Source organism: Spongisporangium articulatum, assembly GCF_044465595.1.
Classification (GTDB): Bacteria; Actinomycetota; Actinomycetes; order Actinomycetales; family Kineosporiaceae; genus Spongisporangium; species Spongisporangium articulatum.
Map to the genome: position 1 here is coordinate 202,347 of NZ_JBITLV010000004.1, position 14,530 is coordinate 216,876.

Here is a 14,530-nt window from a genome sequence, read left to right on the forward strand (position 1 = left end):
GAACCCCTTCGGATATTCGTGGCGCGGTACACCTCTGGGGTTAAGCTGCTTCAGTCGTTTCAGTTGCTGAACTGATGTGGATGGGGACCGGGATGCTCGGTAGGCGCCTGCGCGACCTCCGGACCCGCGGCATCCACGGGACCGTGTTGCAGGCGCCGGTGGCCGAGGCGCTCGGGATCAGTTCGGCTCTGCTCAGCTCGTGGGAGAGGGACCGTGCTGTCCCGCCCGAGGAACGCCTCGAAGATCTGGCCACCTTCTACGGGGTGGAGAGGTCGGTGGCCTCGTCAGGACCGCAGCTCATCCCGGTCGATGAACTCACTGAAGCCGAACGCGGTCAACGCGACGAACTCCTCCGCGAGCTGCGTGGGCTCCGGCAGTCCGAACCGGCCGTGGTCGAGGCGGGCACCGAGACACCCGGCCTGGACGGCGGCTTCTGGCACTTCCCCGATGGGCAGCCCATCACCATCCTCTGCACCCCGTTCAGTGAGGAGCAGTTCGGGGTGAAGGGTGTCGCCGAGGAGGACATGGGCCGTCTCCCTCCCGTGATCCAGTACGCGAACAACTCCACCCACCCGAACGCCGTCCGGACCCTGCTCAACGCCGACGTCGACGCACTCCTGCAGCTGGTCAGGCACCTTGCCGCGGCCAATCCTCGGTCCGAGATCCGGTGGTTGACCTTCGAGCGGGTGCTCAACGTCGATCAGTTGGTCGGACACGTCGTGATCCTGGGGGGCGGAGATCTCGCGCCCTGGCAGATGTCCAGGGACGTCTCGGCCTTCCGGACGGCCCTGCGGGTGCCGGTGCATCCGGAGTTCCCGCCGAACAGCAACGAGGAGACCGACGGTCAGTTCGTGGTCTCGTTGAACGCGGCCGGGGATCCCGACTTCGACGGCCCCGATCGCGAGACCCACCGGCCGCTCTTCCTGGCGGAGTCCGGCACCGGCGCGGCCACCGCGGCCGCCGGGGTCCAGCTGCGTGGCGCGCCCGTCCTCCTGCATGACGTCGCGCTCATAGTCCGCAAGCCGCATCCCTTCAACGCCGAGGCCACGGTCACGATGCTCTCGGGCATCTTCAGCCGCGGCACCTACGGCGCCGTCCGTGCCTTCACCCACGAGCCGTACCGGTCTCGCAATGAGGAGTGGCTTGCCTCGCTGCCCGCGTCGGATGATTTCTGGGTGCTGTTCACCGTCCCCGTCTTCGGCGGGGAGAAGACCATGACTCCCGAGCTGAGTCTGTCCGACACCATCCTGCGACTGTCCTCCTGATCGTGAGTCAGCCACGGAAGGCAGCTGCTGACAACGGGGTTTCATCATGACCAAGGTTCCATCGGCCGGCCGGCACGTGAATGCGGGCGCCGAGCGTGCCTCCCAACCGTGGGACCACCGGCCCGACCACTCGTTCCTGCTGCGCACCACGCCACTGAGCCCCTGGGCGGAGAGCGGGTCACGACGCGGAGGGCCCGATGCCGTGGTGATCCCGACGGTGGGGCCGGACCCGCGCGCCTGTCCGGGGATCCTCCTCGGGCTGAGGTTGGCGGCCGACACCGGATGTCGTGTCCTCGTCATTCGCAGCGGCCCGGCGTCGGAGGCCGACTTCCCCTGGGACCTCGTGGCACTCGATGTCCGGGCCCGCGTGCACGTGATCGACTTCGATGACGTGAACCGTAGATGGCATGCGGCACAGGACATCCTGGAGCGCGATCCGTCGGGCTACGACGTCGCGGCCAAGCGGAATCTGGCCTTGGTGGTCGCCGTGGTCCTCGGGTGGGAACAGGTGTTGTTCCTGGACGACGACATGGAGGAGAGCCCGCACTCCGACGGGCTCAATGCGGCGAACGTCGCCGAAGTCGGTGAGTGGATGCGACGCGAGCGTGTGGATGCCGTCGGCTGGTCGTGCACCGACTTCCCCGACAACTCGGTCGTGTGTCATGCACGTCGGTTGGCCGGCCGCCCTCAGTCCACCTTCATAGGTGCCGGTGCGTTGCTGGTGGCGGTGTCGGAGAAGACGCCCTTCTTCCCCGACATGTACAACGAGGACTGGTTCTTCCTCATCGCCCTGGCGGCCGCCCGGGAGGATCGGTTCGGCGCTCTGGGGCGGGTCGGCACGGTGACGCAGGAGGAGTACGACCCCTACACCCTGGACCGGGTCGAACGGCAGGAACGGGGTGACGTCCTCGCCGAGGGATTGTTGAACCTGCTCGAGGACGGCGGTGACCTCTTCGCCCCTGACTCGCAGGCGTTGCAGCCGGAGTTCTGGCGGCGGGCCGTGAGATCGCGGCTGCGCATGATCACGGCTCTGATCACGGTCCTGCACGGGTTCAGCCTTCTCCGCCCGGGCGGACGGAAGCGGCGCAACGAAGCGGTCCTGGCGTTGCGGCGGGCCGAACAACTCGCCCGCGGACTGGATCCGGTCGACCTGGCCGAATGGGTGCGGACCCAACCGCGGCACCTCGAGCGGTGGGCCCGTCATCTGCACCGCGTCCGGGCGGCGCACCGCACGGTGGACGCCGAGCTGCTGCTCAAGCAGATCGCGGTCGGGCAACCTCCGGCCGAGGTGTCCGATGACGTCCTCACGCCCGCGGATGCTCTGCTGGTGGCCCCGATAAGGCAGGCTGCGCGCCCCGCGGTCTGGACGAAAGTAGCCCGGAAGGCCCAAAATCGTTACGCGGCGATCACGGGTGGACCGCGGAGCGTGATCGCATGAGTTGACGGCGGGGCGATGACGAAGGCCTGGGGCGCTCTCGACGGTTCGGCCCTCTTCGGGCCGGTCCCCAACCCGCACCGTCACGACCACAGCCGGCTCCTCAAGCCGTTCGACGTGCCACCGGAGCGCGGTCGGGTGGACGCCGTGATCGTCCCGTCGCGCCGCCCCCCGACCATGCTGCGCACCGCCGCGCGCGTCGCCCGGAAGCTCGACGTACCGCTCGTCGTCCTGACCTCGAAGTCCTGGTCGGAGGAGGAGGCTCACGAAGTGCTGGACGGCCGGCCCGGCGCCGTCGTCCCGCTCGGCGCGAGGGTGCGTAGGCCCTTCTTCCGGCTCTCCGTCGCGCAACTGTCCGACACCCGGCGCAACCCGCACGCCGACACGGCGGCCAAGCGCAACGTGGGCTTACGACTCGCGCGTCGTCTGGGGTGGCGTCGTGTGCTCTTCCTGGACGACGACGTGGTCGACCTCCCTCGGTCTCAGGTGCTCGCCGCGGCCGGAGCCATGGAGGGGGCGGGGTTGCGCGCGGTCGGTTGGGCGCTGGCGGACTTCCCCGACAACTCCGTGATCTGCCACCTGCGTCGTGAGGTCCGGCTCGAGCAGGGGATCTTCATCGGTGGTGGCGCCCTGCTCGTCGACACCCTCGGCGAGGTGCCCTTCTTCCCGCCGGTCTACAACGAGGACTGGTTGTTCCTGCACGATCCGGTGCGCGAGGGGCGGGTGACCATGGCGGGAGAGGTGGGGCAGGAGGCGTTCAACCCGTTCAAGGTCCGGCGCGCCCGGCGGGAGGAGTTCGGAGACATCCTCGCCGAGGGCCTGTTCGGACTCATCCATGCGGAAAGACCCGTGGAGGAGGCGCTCTCGGCGGATCTGTGGCACGAGGTCCTGCGCGGCCGGGCCGTCATGCTGCAAGAAGTCCGGGAGCGGATGACTCTGCTGTTCGCCGGCCCCGGTGTCCCGGCGAGGCGCCGCCGCACCTTCGAACGCTGCTGGCAGGCGTCCGTCGAGGAGTGCACCTCCTTCGCCCCCTCGTTGTTCACCGCGTACGTCCGTGCCTGGCGCGACGACCAGGACCGGTGGGTCGAGCAGCTGGCCGAGTTGGAGGGCACGGGTGACGACCTCGGCACCGCCCTGAAGTTCGAGAACCTCACGGGCGCCCACGTGAGCGGTTAGTCCGGGCCCTCAGGTGATCCGATAGGTGGCCCACCCGGAGGAGGAACCCTTGAGGTTTCCGGCTCCGGAGAACTTCACAGACACCCGGGTCGGTACGTTCTTCGACCCGCGTAGCAGGTGGGCGTAGGCGAACCCGCGTGAGTCGGTGTTCAGGGCGAGCGTCTGGTAGGTGCGCCACTTCCCGCCGCTCTTCATCTGCCCCTTCAGGGTCACCGTGAAGAAGCCTGCCGGCTTGACCCGCAGGGTGAACTCGACGTCCTTGTAGCTGTGGAAGTAGCGGACCCCCTTGGACGTCTTGTAGAAGCCGCTCAGACCGATGCTGGTGCGGGACGCTGAGATGATCTTCGCGGTCGAGGTCGCGGGTGCGTAGTCCGCATCACCGGGCAGGGTCGCGGTGACCGAGCCACCGTGGTCGGCCCGGACACTGGTCGTCCCCGTGCCCGACGAACCGAGGGTCAACGACTTGGTACTCCTGGCGCCGCCGTCGTCGACGGCCAGCGTGACCTTCGCCCCGGCCCGGCCGGTGACTGAGACCGGTACCGCCTTGCCGAAGGCGTGAGACCCCGCTTTCACCCTGACCGAGGACGGCAGTGGTTCCCGGGTGGCGATGATCGCCAGACGCGCCGTCGGGTCGAAGGGCGAGCCGTTGGAGGCGATGGCGTACACGTGGCCGGCCGCCGCGTCGAACACGGCGGTGCCGGGTGTCATGTCCACGGAGGACTCGCCGGGGATGACGACGCGGCGACGGGTCAGCGTCGAACCGTCCGCGGTGGCGAAGACGACCATGTTCCAGTCGGAACCTGCCTGCAGCGTGCCGACCAGCTTGGTGCCGTCGGCCGAGTAGGCGGCGCCGGTGGGGTACGGCCCGGTCGTGTAGAAGGCGGTCTGCTGAAGCGTGTCGGCGTCCAGCTCGGCGAGGCCGTAGGGGGACATCTCTGCTCCCGCGATGCGGCGGCCGTCCGGGCTGAGTGCGACCGCGTTCACGAGTTCCGTACGGGCGGCAGCGGTCTCGGTCGCCGTCCCGCCGGAGAGCGAGTAGGTGGCGAGGGTCGCGGGGGTGACGCCCTGACCGAGGGCGACCAGGCGGGACTCGTTCGCCGCCAGCAGCGGCGGCCGGTACCACGTGCGCTCGAGGGACTGGGTGACGGAGGCCGTGGACCGATCAATGACGGTCACGGTGGCCTGGTTCTGATCGCAACCCTGCCCCGCGAACAGGGAAGTGCTGTTCACGGCCAGCTGGCTCACGCAGGGCAGAGAGGAGATCCGGGCCGTCTCCTTCAGGCCGACCGGATCGATGATCGAGATCGCCGAGGCGTTCTTCAGCGCTGCGTAGAGAGTTCCGTCGGCGGCCAGGGCCAGATCGGACACTCCGGCCTGCCCGGTGATGGTGGCTACCGGTCGACCGGTGCCGGAGAGGACCCGGATCTGGTCACCGGCCGCCACGAACAGGCGGGACCCGACCAGCACCATCGAGGGCGCGCTGTCCACCCCGATGTCGACCACGGTCGCCGACCCGATCGTTCCCGCGGTGGCCCTGACCGTGGGCGGTGCGGCGCTCGCCGTCCCCGGAACTGAAAGACAGGCTCCCGCGACGATCGCCGTCAGACAGACGGCGGCAGTGCGGCCGATGCTGGACCGAGACATGGGGCGTCCTTCCCGTAGGGACACTCGCTGGTGCAGCCCAGGGCATCGACGCGCGGCGGCGGGCACCTGAACCTCTCGCCTGACGTGCCCACCCGCACGGAGCAGCCGCGCAGCACGAGATCGGGCGCCGAGTGGGCGATCTCCCGCTCGATGACACGCGTTAGTGCAATGGTCGGGGTCAGGTCTCGCGCACGGAACGGCCCACCCGGGCGTAGGCGTGGCGCAGTTCAGTGGCTGCTGATCCGTCGTCCAGTGCGGTGCGGCGCGCGGCGGGCAGGGCCTCGCAGGCGACCTCGGACCAACCGAGCGGGACGGCGAAGTGCCTGCGCCACAGGCGATTCGCGAGCCGCAGCGGTACAACGGAGTCGCGTAGGACATCCGTCGCCGCCTCCACCGCGCGCAGCCGGGAGACGACGGGATCGGAGGCGTCGTCGTCCAGCAGCGAACGCACGGCGGCGAGCCAGTCGGCAGCGCGGCGCTTCACGAGCTGCCGGGACCGGATGGGTCGTATGACGAACGCCGGGACGACGGCGCACACCGCGCCGACCAGCACGGCCAGCAGGCGCTCGGCCAGCACGGAAACGCCCGACTCCGCGCCCAGAACGCCGTAGAGCAGGCCCAGGGTCGTGGTCAGCAGCAGTGCCCACCAGACGTAGCCGACGTCCCGCAGCAGCACGGCCAGCGCGAAAACCACCAGCAGTGAACCGATCCCGAGGGACCGATGCCCGCCGACGGCCTCGGCGACGAGCGCCGACAACACAGTACCCGCCGCGGCGCCACCGAGGCGTTCGAGCCCGCGGTACAGGACGTCGCCGCGCGCCCGGGCCGACACGGTCATGGTCAGCACGGTGACGGCGGTCCACGGCCAGTGGGCCGGGAAGAGTACTTGCCCCGCAACGAGTCCCAGCGCCAGCGCGACCGCGCCCTGCAGGGCCAGCGAGTCCACGGCGCGCGCGCTCGGCGGCCGCCGGGGCTGGGGCGGCGGCGCCGGTCCGGGGGAGTACGAGCCGGCCAGGGCGGCGAGCGGTGGCTCGACGTCGTGCCCGCCGTCCACCGCGACCTGCACCCGGACGACGTCCGCCCGCCCGGGTGCGTCGGGCGCCATGGTCGCGTCCACCTCGCGGGCCGCGGCGTGCGCAGCAGGGGAGCCCCGGCGGGCGGCGGCGACCAGCGTCCGCAGCCGGGACGGGGGCGGCGCCTCGCCGACGAGACGCTCGGCGACCAGCGACCAGAACGCCGCGACCAGGCAGATCGCGGTGATCAGCAGCAGGGACACGACCGGCCGGTCGCCGACCGGCACGGGGGTCATGAACATCGCCAGCAGAGGCAGCAGGGCGGCTCGACCGGCGGCGGCCACGGGCGGCGGGAACCGGCGCGAGACGATCGCCAGGCCGTAGACGGTCACCACGACGGCGTCCCCGACCGGTTCGAGGTGCGTGAGCAGGAAGCCCACGCAGGCCAGGACCACCACCACGACCGGCACCCGCAGCAGGCGGGCGAGCGGCGCCGTCCCGCGGCGGTCGAGCCGCGCCCCGGAGAGGGCGACGGCCCCCGCGGTCACGGCGTAGCTCGGGTCGAGCGGATCCCACGCGACGAGGGGCAGAACCGTGCCCAGAGTGAGGGCGACCGTCAGCAGGGCGACGAGGGCGGGGCGGGCGACGAACCGCATCGCCCGCCCCGCCCTCGAACCGGTCTCAGTGCGCCTCGGCGAGCAGCTTCTGCATCCGCGAGACGCCCTCGACGATGTCGTCGTCGCTCATCGCGTACGACAGTCGCAGGTAGCCCGACGGGCCGAAGGCCTCACCCGGGACGACGGCGACCTCGGCCTCCTCGAGGATGAGCGCGGCCAGTTCGGCGGACGTCTGCGGGGTCCGGCCGCGAATCGTCTTGCCCAGCAGGCCCTTCACCGACGGGTAGGCGTAGAACGCGCCCTGCGGGGTGGGGCAGACGACGCCGTCGATCTCGTTCAGCATCGAGACGATCAGCTTGCGCCGCCGGTCGAAGGCCACCTTCATCGCGTCGACGGCCGACAGGTCGCCCTCCAGCGCCGCGATCGCGGCGCGCTGGGACACGTTGGCGACGTTGGACGACAGGTGTGACTGCAGGTTGGTGGCGGCCTTGACGACGTCGGCCGGGCCGATCAGCCAGCCCACCCGCCAGCCGGTCATGGCGTAGGTCTTCGCCACGCCGTTCAGCACGATGCAGGTGTCGGCGAGCGCCGGGACCTCGACGACGATCGAGGCGGCCTTCACCCCGTCGTAGGTCAGGTGCTCGTAGATCTCGTCGGTGACGACCCAGATGCCGTGCTCGAGCGCCCACTCGCCGATGGCCTTGACGGCCTCGGGCGGGTACACCGACCCCGTCGGGTTGGAGGGCGAGCAGAACAGCAGCGCCTTGGTCTTCTCGGTCCGCGCGGCCTCGAGCTGCTCGACGGTGACCAGGTAGTCCTGGTCCTCCCCGGCGAACACCTCGACCGGCACGCCGCCGGCCAGGCGGGCGGCCTCGGGGTACGTCGTCCAGTACGGCGCGGGCAGCAGCAGCTCGTCACCCGGGTCGAGGATGGCGGCGAACGCCTCGTACACCGCCTGCTTGCCACCGTTGGTGACCAGCACCTGGGCCGGGTCGACCTCGTAGCCCGAGTCGCGGGCCGTCTTGGCGGCGATGGCCTTCTTCAGCTCGGGCAGGCCGCCGGCCGGCGTGTACCGGTGGTTGGCCGGGACCCGGGCCGCCTCGATCGCCGCGTCGACGATGTAGCCGGGGGTCGGGAAGTCGGGCTCACCGGCGCCGAACCCGATCACCGGACGCCCGGCGGCCTTGAGGGCCTTGGCCTTGGCGTCGACGGCGAGGGTGGCGGACTCGGCGATCTGGCTGATCCTGGTGGAGATGCGCTGGCTCACGCCCTGCATCCTTCCACCTCCGGGGAGATCGTTTCACCGGGGTTTCGGACGAGGGACGGGCCTCTGGACGTCGTCCGCCCGCCGGCGCGGGCGCCTCGCCGCCCGCCGGGCCCGGCGCTGCTGGTTCGACCCGGACCCGTACGGCTGCGTACACTCGGGGCCGGGTGGTTGCGGACCGCCATGCTTCAGGCTGCCCCAAGTCGGGCACGGCGGGCATGCACGGCACGTTCCACCCGTAGGGCAGTGGCGCAACTGGCAGCGCTCCGGTCTCCAAAACCGGCGGTTGGGGGTTCGAGTCCCTCCTGCCCTGCGGGGAGCCTTCGGGCTCCACCGACCGACGTACCAGGACTAGAGGTGAGAAGTGAGCAGCGCGTCATCGACGACGAAGAGCCGTCGCGGCGGCCCCTTGCTGTTCCTGCGGCAGGTCGTCGCGGAGCTGCGCAAGGTCGTCCGGCCGACGCGGACGGAGCTGATCACCTACACGTCGGTCGTGCTCGTCTTCGTCTTGGCCGTCATGACCTACGTGTCGGTTCTGGACTTCGGCCTGGGGCACCTCGTGCTCTGGGCGTTCGGCGGGAACGGCTGAGGTCGTTCCGCCCGGCCGGCAGCGCCGGGCCCGGCCGCCCCTCGGCGGCCGTGAAAGCCCCTCGGGGCGGACAGTACGAAAGGGAACAGGGACTACACCGTGTCCGATGAGTACCCGCAGGACGCTGCGGAGACCGAGCTCGACGCGCCCGGCGACACCGTCGTCGAGACCGAAGCACCCGACGAGGCCGGGGAGGCGGAGTCCGCGGAGTCCGCGGAGTCCGTGGACGGGGCGGCCGACGCGCCCGCCGAGGGTGACGAGGAGCCCGGTGACCCGGTCGAGGAGTTCAAGGCCGGCCTGCGCCGCGCCCTCGGCGACTGGTACGTCATCAACTCCTACGCGGGGTACGAGAACCGCGTGAAGGCGAACCTGGAGAACCGCATCGGCAGCCTCAACATGGAGGACTACATCTTCCAGGTCGAGGTGCCCATGGAGGAGGTCCGGGAGATCAAGAACGGCGTGCCCAAGCAGGTCAAGCGCGTCCGCATCCCCGGGTACGTCCTGGTCCGGATGGACCTCACCGACGAGTCGTGGGGCGCCGTGCGGCACACCCCGGGCGTCACCGGGTTCGTCGGCCACACGCACCAGCCCGTCCCGCTGAACCTCGACGAGGTCTTCTCGATGCTGGCCCCGTCGCTGGAACAGCCGGAGGCCGTGAAGAGTTCCGTCACCAAGACCGAGGTCAAGGTCGTCGACTTCGAGGTCGGCGAGACCGTGACGGTCATGGAGGGGCCCTTCGAGACCCTTCCGGCGACCATCTCCGAGATCAACGCCGACAGCCAGAAGCTCAAGGTGCTGGTCTCGATCTTCGGTCGCGAGACCCCCGTCGAACTGTCGTTCGGCGACGTCTCCAAGATCTGATCCACCAGCCCACCAGCAAGCACCCGCAACTGAAGGAAAGTCATGCCCCCCAAGAAGAAGGTCGCAGGTCTGATCAAGCTTCAGATCAACGCCGGCCAGGCCACCCCCGCCCCGCCGATCGGGCCCGCGCTCGGTCAGCACGGCGTGAACATCATGGAGTTCTGCAAGGCGTACAACGCCGCGACGGAGTCGCAGCGCGGCAACGTCATCCCGGTCGAGATCACGGTGTACGAGGACCGCTCGTTCACCTTCATCACCAAGACCCCGCCCGCCGCCGAGCTGATCAAGAAGGCCGCCGGCGTCGCCAAGGGTTCCGGTGAGCCGCACAAGACCAAGGTCGCCCGGCTCACCAACGACCAGGTGCGCGAGATCGCCCAGCAGAAGCTGGAAGACCTCAACGCCAACGACCTCGACGCGGCGAGCAAGATCATCGCCGGTACCGCCCGCTCGATGGGCATCACCGTCGAGGGCTGAGCGTCACCCCTCCAGCAACACCCCGAACCACGTGGAAGGGCCGAGCGCGGCCCGTCACACCACACCTACAGGAGCAGTGAGTAGTCATGAAGCGCAGCAAGGCCTACCGCGCCGCCGCGGAGAAGATCGACGGCGACACCCTCTACAGCCCGCTGAGCGCCGTCCGGCTGGCCAAGGAGACCTCGACCACCAAGTACGACGCGACCGTCGAGGTCGCGTTCCGGCTGGGCGTCGACCCCCGCAAGGCGGACCAGATGGTCCGCGGCACCGTGAACCTGCCGCACGGCACCGGGAAGACCGCGCGGGTGCTGGTCTTCGCCACCGGTGAGCGGGCCCAGCAGGCCGAGGCCGCGGGTGCCGACTGGGTGGGTTCGGACGACCTGCTCGCCAAGATCCAGGGCGGCTGGACCGACTTCGACGCCGTCGTGGCCACCCCCGACCTGATGGGCAAGGTCGGTCGGCTCGGCAAGGTGCTCGGCCCGCGCGGCCTGATGCCGAACCCCAAGACCGGCACGGTCACCATGGACGTCGCCAAGGCGGTCGAGGAGATCAAGGGCGGCAAGATCGAGTTCCGCGTCGACAAGCACTCCAACCTCCACTTCATCATCGGCAAGTCGTCGTTCTCCGAGGAAGCCCTCATCCAGAACTACGCCGCCGCGCTCGAGGAGGTGCTGCGGCTCAAGCCGTCCGCCGCCAAGGGCCGGTACCTGAAGAAGGCCACCATCACCACCACGATGGGCCCCGGCATCCCGGTCGACCCGAACCGCACCCGTGCGCTCGAGTCCGAGGACGCCACCGTCTGAGGCAGCAGCCCATCTGCGGTGATCATGCAGAAAGGCCCCCTGGTCCCCGTCGCGTCCCCGCGGATGCGGCGCCCCCAGGGGGCCTTTCTGCATGTCCGTCGGCGTGGCCGCCTCCTCCCGAGCCGCACCATTTCGCTACTTGTGGGTAATGTGGCCGGGGTTCTCGACCCGCCGCCGTGACGAGGAAGAAGGAGGGGCACGGATGCCCGCCCGCCGTTACCGGAACACGCTCGTGAGCGCGCTCGCGGCGTCCGCCGTCGCCCTGGCCGGCTGCAGCAGTGGCTCCCACCCCGCGCCCACGACCTCCACGTACGACCCGGTGGGCTCCGCCGGCGCGGGCACCGCCCCCGCGGCCTCACTGAGCCCGGTGCCCACCGGCCAGAGCATCGCCGGGGCCAAGGTCGCCGGGGCGATCCGGCTCGGGCTCGGCCCCCAGGTCTCGGCCAAGGTCAGGACCCGGGTCGTCGGCGGCATCGGCGCCTCCGACACCACCGCCCAGGGCGGGGACGGGGCCCTGACCGGCACCGAGACGTCCCTGCGCACCCAGCTCGACGTGCGGCAGGGCGGCCAGACCCTCCGCGTGATCAGCACCCCCGACACGGTCTACATCCGCGGCCTGCTCGGTGGTACGACGTGGGCCCGGACGACTTCGGGGCTCAGCGGTACCACCACCACCCTCGGCGGTCAGTTCCGGGCCCAGACCGACCTCGCGAACCCGTGGCGCACGCTGCCCGCGCTGACCGCCGCGACCTCGGTGCTCAGCGTCGGGCCGACCACGCTGAAGGGCACCCCGGTGAGCAGCTACAAGCTGACGCTGCGCCCGCAGGACTCGTTCGGGCTGCTGTCGCCCGAGCAGCGCACGCCCGACCTGAAGAAGGCGTTCCAGCAGCTCAAGACGGTGCTCACGGTCAGCCTCGACCGGTCCGGGCACCCGCTGCGCGTGGTGACCCGGGTCAGCGGTACCGCCACCGTCGGCGGCTCCCGCCAGCGGATCGACCAGACCACCACGGTCACCTACTCCGCGTGGGGCTCCTCGGTCGACATCGCCACGCCGCGCTCCGCCCGCAACCTCGACGCCTGATCCGGCGTGCTCCACCCCTGACCGACTCCTGAACCACCGACGCTCCAGGAGGGCTCCGATGCACGTCCCGAAGTCGCTGCGCGCCCCCGCGGGCGCCGTCCTCGCCCTGCTCCCGATGGTCCTGCTGGCCGCCTGCGGCGGCGGGTCCGACGAGACCGGCGGGACGACGTCCGTCCCGCTGCCGCCCTCCGCCTCGGTGGCGGCGAGCGCGAGTGCCGTCCCGAGCGCGACGCCGTCGGCGTCCGCGCCCAGCGCACCCGGGGCCAGCCCGTTGCCGACCGCGAAGTCCGTGAAGCTGGCCGGGTCCGCGCTGGCCGCCACCGTGACCGCGGCCGCCCGCCGGGACAAGACCGTGAAGTCCTCGGTCGACGTGAGCGGGCCGCTCTCCGTCGAGGGGAAGGGGGCGGGGCAGCAGGGCGGGCCGAAGCTCGAGTTCGGCGGCACCCTCACCGGCGGCAAGAAGATCTCCGTCGTCCGGCTCGGCGACACCGCCTACCTGAAGCTGCCCGGAGCCTCGTCCTGGTACGAGGTCGACGTCGACGGCGAAGCGGGCATGGACGGCACCTACCGGACGACGTTCTCGGGCTACGAGGTGCCCGAGAACCTGACCGCGGTGGCCAAGGTGCTGAAGAAGATGGGCACGTTCACCGTCGCGGGGCCGGCCACGGTGTCGGGCCTGGCCACGACCAAGTACACGGTCCGCACGAGCGCGACCAAGGCGTCGGCGTTGTTGCCGCCCGCCTACCAGCCCGTGAACCCGACCCGGATGAAGCAGGGCCGGGCCACGGTCACGGCCTGGGTCGATGCGCAGGGGCGGCTGGTGCGGGTGACTTCCGTGGCGTCGATCCCCAGCACCAAGCAGATCTCGCTCAAGATCACCTACTCAGGCTGGGGCGGGGCCGTCGACGTCGCCGCGCCCCCGGCCGGGCAGGTCACCCGCCTCTGATCCGCGCCGTGACCGCACCCCACGGTCTGTGCAACGCGGTCGCGGGGCCGCCACGCTACGATCGTCGCGATCACCGCCCAGGTGCCCGTCGAGTCTCCGGCGAGCGGCCGGGCGGTGCGGGAACCCACCGGGGCATGACTGGGCCGGAGGCTTGGTGTTCGAGGCGGAACCTGTGGGCTTGCACGTCGAGGCCGACGACGGGCGGCTCCTGCTCGTCGAGGACGACGACGGCGATGCCCTGCTGGTCGAGGAGATGCTCGACCTACCGGCCGGCGGGCACGGTCTGACCCGTGTCCGGACCCTGGCGCAGGCGCAGGACGCGCTGGCGTCGGAGCCGTTCAGCTGCGTGCTGCTCGACCTCGGGCTGCCCGACGGGCGCGGGCTCGAGGTCCTGGACGCCGTGCTCGGCATGGGTCATCCGGTGGCCGTGATCTGCTTCACCGGCCTGGACGACGAGCGCTCGGGCGCCGCGGCGGTCGCCGCCGGCGCGCAGGACTACCTGGTCAAGGGCCGCGTGGACGGCGAACTGCTGCGCCGATCGATCCGCTACGCGGTGGAGCGCCGCCGCTCGGAGGAGCAGCAGCGCCAGCTGTACGTGAGCCGGTTGCGGGCCGAGGAGAACGCCCGGCTGGAACGCGGCCTGCTGCCGCTGACCCAGACCCGGGACGTGGCGCTGCGGGTCAGCACCCGGTACCGCCCGCGCGAGGGCGAACTGCTCGGCGGCGACTTCTACGACGTCGTGGAGAGCGCCGACGGGCGGGTGTTCGTGCTGCTCGGGGACGTCGCGGGGCACGGCCCCGACGAGGCGGCGCTGGGGGTCAGCCTGCGGATCGCGTGGCGGGCCCTCGTGCTGGCCGGCGTCCAGGCCGACCGGCTGTTCCCCGTGCTGGAGGACGTGCTGATCCGGGAGCGCCGCTCGGAGGAGATCTTCGTCCAGGCCAGCATGCTGGTGATCGACTCCGACCGGCTGAGCGCGACGCTCTGGCTGGCCGGTCACCTGCCCCCGATCACGCTCGACCCCGAACCCGCCGAACTGCCCAGCGACCCGGCCACCGCTCCGCTCGGCCTGCTCGCCCCCGGGGCGTGGACGGGCCGGCGGCTGCCGTTGGCCGCCCAGTGGCGGCTGGTGCTCTACACGGACGGCCTGGTCGAGGGCAGCCGCGCCCCGGGCGCCTCGCAGGTCCTCGGCGTCCGGGGGCTGCTGGAGTTCGCCCGCGACGCCCGTAGCCGGGCCGAGGTGGCGGACGCCGTGGAGGACCTGCTCGACCGGGTGCAGCGGGCCCACGGTGGGGCGATGCCGGACGACGTCGCGGTGGTCGCCCTGCAGTGGCCCGCACCGGGTCCCCGGTGACCTCGGTGACC

Annotated in this window: 13 protein-coding genes and 1 tRNA gene; 11 read left to right on the forward strand and 3 right to left on the reverse strand. The window is 71.0% G+C overall.

The features are described from left to right. Positions 1-92: 92 nt before the first annotated feature. The 3 genes from ACIB24_RS13505 (at position 93) to ACIB24_RS13515 (ending at position 3,876) form a co-directional block, all read left to right on the forward strand. The gene (locus tag ACIB24_RS13505) at positions 93-1,265 is read left to right on the forward strand and encodes a helix-turn-helix domain-containing protein (protein WP_398280994.1); all 1,173 of its coding nucleotides are present in this window, start codon (positions 93-95) and stop codon (positions 1,263-1,265) included. Positions 1,266-1,467: 202 nt separating this feature from the next. Continuing rightward, positions 1,468-2,703, forward strand: a complete 1,236-nt coding sequence (locus ACIB24_RS13510) for a hypothetical protein (protein WP_398280997.1) — start codon at positions 1,468-1,470, stop codon at positions 2,701-2,703. 15 nt (positions 2,704-2,718) lie between these two features. After that, entirely contained in the window at positions 2,719-3,876 is a 1,158-nt protein-coding gene (locus ACIB24_RS13515) for a hypothetical protein (protein WP_398280999.1), read from the forward strand. A gap of 9 nt (positions 3,877-3,885) precedes the next feature. Here the strand turns inward: ACIB24_RS13515 and ACIB24_RS13520 are convergent, their stop codons facing one another. The 3 genes from ACIB24_RS13520 to ACIB24_RS13530 form a co-directional block, all read right to left on the reverse strand. Continuing rightward, complete coding sequence (locus ACIB24_RS13520; RefSeq protein ID WP_398281002.1) at positions 3,886-5,520, reverse strand: hypothetical protein; 1,635 nt, start codon at positions 5,518-5,520, stop codon at positions 3,886-3,888. Positions 5,521-5,698: 178 nt separating this feature from the next. Further along, the gene (locus ACIB24_RS13525) at positions 5,699-7,189 is read right to left on the reverse strand and encodes an FUSC family protein (RefSeq protein WP_398281005.1); all 1,491 of its coding nucleotides are present in this window, start codon (positions 7,187-7,189) and stop codon (positions 5,699-5,701) included. A 25-nt stretch (positions 7,190-7,214) separates the two neighbouring features. After that, complete coding sequence (locus tag ACIB24_RS13530; protein ID WP_398281008.1) at positions 7,215-8,417, reverse strand: pyridoxal phosphate-dependent aminotransferase; 1,203 nt, start codon at positions 8,415-8,417, stop codon at positions 7,215-7,217. Between the two features lie 237 nt (positions 8,418-8,654). Between ACIB24_RS13530 and ACIB24_RS13535 the strand changes: the two genes are divergently transcribed. The 8 genes from ACIB24_RS13535 (at position 8,655) to ACIB24_RS13570 (ending at position 14,519) form a co-directional block, all read left to right on the forward strand. After that, positions 8,655-8,727: transfer RNA gene (locus tag ACIB24_RS13535), tRNA-Trp, on the forward strand. 51 nt (positions 8,728-8,778) lie between these two features. Next, entirely contained in the window at positions 8,779-9,003 is a 225-nt protein-coding gene (gene secE, locus ACIB24_RS13540; RefSeq protein ID WP_398281011.1) for a preprotein translocase subunit SecE, read from the forward strand. Between the two features lie 99 nt (positions 9,004-9,102). Continuing rightward, positions 9,103-9,864, forward strand: coding sequence for a transcription termination/antitermination protein NusG (nusG, locus tag ACIB24_RS13545; RefSeq protein WP_398281014.1), 762 nt, complete (start codon positions 9,103-9,105; stop codon positions 9,862-9,864). A 42-nt stretch (positions 9,865-9,906) separates the two neighbouring features. Next, on the forward strand, positions 9,907-10,338 hold the full coding sequence (gene rplK / locus ACIB24_RS13550; RefSeq protein WP_398281017.1) for a 50S ribosomal protein L11: 432 nt from the start codon (positions 9,907-9,909) through the stop codon (positions 10,336-10,338). Positions 10,339-10,424: 86 nt separating this feature from the next. After that, the gene (gene rplA, locus ACIB24_RS13555; protein ID WP_398281019.1) at positions 10,425-11,141 is read left to right on the forward strand and encodes a 50S ribosomal protein L1; all 717 of its coding nucleotides are present in this window, start codon (positions 10,425-10,427) and stop codon (positions 11,139-11,141) included. Positions 11,142-11,343: 202 nt separating this feature from the next. Beyond that, entirely contained in the window at positions 11,344-12,222 is an 879-nt protein-coding gene (locus tag ACIB24_RS13560; RefSeq protein WP_398281022.1) for a hypothetical protein, read from the forward strand. Positions 12,223-12,280: 58 nt separating this feature from the next. Beyond that, positions 12,281-13,168 carry a hypothetical protein gene (locus ACIB24_RS13565; protein ID WP_398281025.1) on the forward strand — a complete coding sequence of 296 codons (888 nt, stop codon included), beginning with the start codon at positions 12,281-12,283 and terminating at the stop codon, positions 13,166-13,168. 172 nt (positions 13,169-13,340) lie between these two features. Then, positions 13,341-14,519, forward strand: coding sequence for a PP2C family protein-serine/threonine phosphatase (locus tag ACIB24_RS13570; protein ID WP_398281028.1), 1,179 nt, complete (start codon positions 13,341-13,343; stop codon positions 14,517-14,519). Positions 14,520-14,530: the final 11 nt, after the last annotated feature.

Coding starts and splice junctions, on each gene's coding strand:
- rplK (WP_398281017.1), top strand. CDS start 9,907: ATGCCCCCCAAGAAGAAGGTCGCAGGTCTGATCAAGCTTCAGATCAAC.
- ACIB24_RS13560 (WP_398281022.1), top strand. CDS start 11,344: ATGCCCGCCCGCCGTTACCGGAACACGCTCGTGAGCGCGCTCGCGGCG.
- ACIB24_RS13565 (WP_398281025.1), top strand. CDS start 12,281: ATGCACGTCCCGAAGTCGCTGCGCGCCCCCGCGGGCGCCGTCCTCGCC.
- rplA (WP_398281019.1), top strand. CDS start 10,425: ATGAAGCGCAGCAAGGCCTACCGCGCCGCCGCGGAGAAGATCGACGGC.
- ACIB24_RS13505 (WP_398280994.1), top strand. CDS start 93: ATGCTCGGTAGGCGCCTGCGCGACCTCCGGACCCGCGGCATCCACGGG.
- ACIB24_RS13525 (WP_398281005.1), bottom strand. CDS start 7,189: ATGCGGTTCGTCGCCCGCCCCGCCCTCGTCGCCCTGCTGACGGTCGCC.
- ACIB24_RS13515 (WP_398280999.1), top strand. CDS start 2,719: ATGACGAAGGCCTGGGGCGCTCTCGACGGTTCGGCCCTCTTCGGGCCG.
- ACIB24_RS13520 (WP_398281002.1), bottom strand. CDS start 5,520: ATGTCTCGGTCCAGCATCGGCCGCACTGCCGCCGTCTGTCTGACGGCG.